This is a genomic window from Candidatus Glassbacteria bacterium (assembly GCA_019456185.1).
In the GTDB taxonomy this organism is placed as follows: Bacteria; Gemmatimonadota; Glassbacteria; order GWA2-58-10; family GWA2-58-10; genus JAJRTS01.
Window position 1 is genome coordinate 1 of sequence record VRUH01000170.1, and the last position, 1019, is coordinate 1019.

Genomic DNA, 1019 nt, shown 5'->3' on the forward strand with positions numbered 1-1019 from the left:
CCAGGCCGTCCAGAAACGGGGTCTGGTCTCCGTAGCCCGCGTCGGTCAATACAGTCTTGGGCTCAATGCCGACATCCCGGCCCTCGTCGATCAAATCCAGCGCGATCTTTCCCTTGGTTTGAAAGTCTATCTCGGAAGGGACCTGGGCTTTATCACGTCGAGCGGAATCTTGGCACCATTGCTCCGACAGATAGAGTCGGGCCATCACCGGCCAGTCGAATACTCCGTCCACATAATGGGTCGTGACCAGCACCTGACAGTTGTCCACCCGACCCAATGTACCCGAGTATTGCCGAGCGACCCCCACGGAATGGCTTCCTTTCTTTGCGAACCCGGTATCGTCCACGATCAACACACCGTCGCTGGCCGTGGCGTGCTTGACCATATGGGCGATGCGAAGGCGATCCATCTCGCGGGCATCCCATGCGGTGTTGGTGAGAAATTCCCGCAGCCGTTGGTCGTTGGTGCCCGGCAAAGTCCGGCCCATATCCGAAGCGGTTTTACGGGGAAGATCCGACAACAGCCCAGTCGTGTAGCGCTCCAGCGCATGTTTGCTCTCCGAGCGCCGTACCAGTGCGCTAAACGGTTTCAAATATGCCGCCAGTCCCTCCAGCGGCTCGGTTCCAGCTTTGAAAATAGCCATCGCTCCTCCTTGAGCTTGAAGGTTCGATGGCATAATAACCCAATCATTACAGAACGAACAGCTTAATGTAACCAAGTAGTAGTAGTTGCCATAGGCAAAAGCCTTCGCCGCCGGAGGCTCATTCCATCCCAGTCAGCCGCCCACCGCCGCCACGTCCACCCGGGTATCGTTGAAACAGGCCCCCTCGCTCAGGTCGGCCTGGTGACCGGGCGCCAGGGCGGAGACCGTCTGGCCGTTGGGGCTGGTGTGGAACCAGGCGCCCTTGGGGGAGGAGATCACCCCTAGCCGCACCGCATCGGTGACGCGCAAGCTCAGGAACACTTCGCCCAGATCGTTCCAGACCCGCACTTGGTCGCCGCCGTTGAGTTCCCTGGCC

At 59.8% G+C, this 1019-nt stretch carries 2 protein-coding genes; both read right to left on the bottom strand.

What is annotated here, in order from left to right:
• Nucleotides 1-676: IS701 family transposase (locus FVQ81_18675; protein MBW7998555.1), on the bottom strand; the 676-nt coding region annotated here is incomplete at its 3' end.
• Nucleotides 677-775: 99 nt separating this feature from the next.
• Nucleotides 776-1019: molybdopterin oxidoreductase family protein (locus tag FVQ81_18680; GenBank protein ID MBW7998556.1), on the bottom strand; the 244-nt coding region annotated here is incomplete at its 5' end.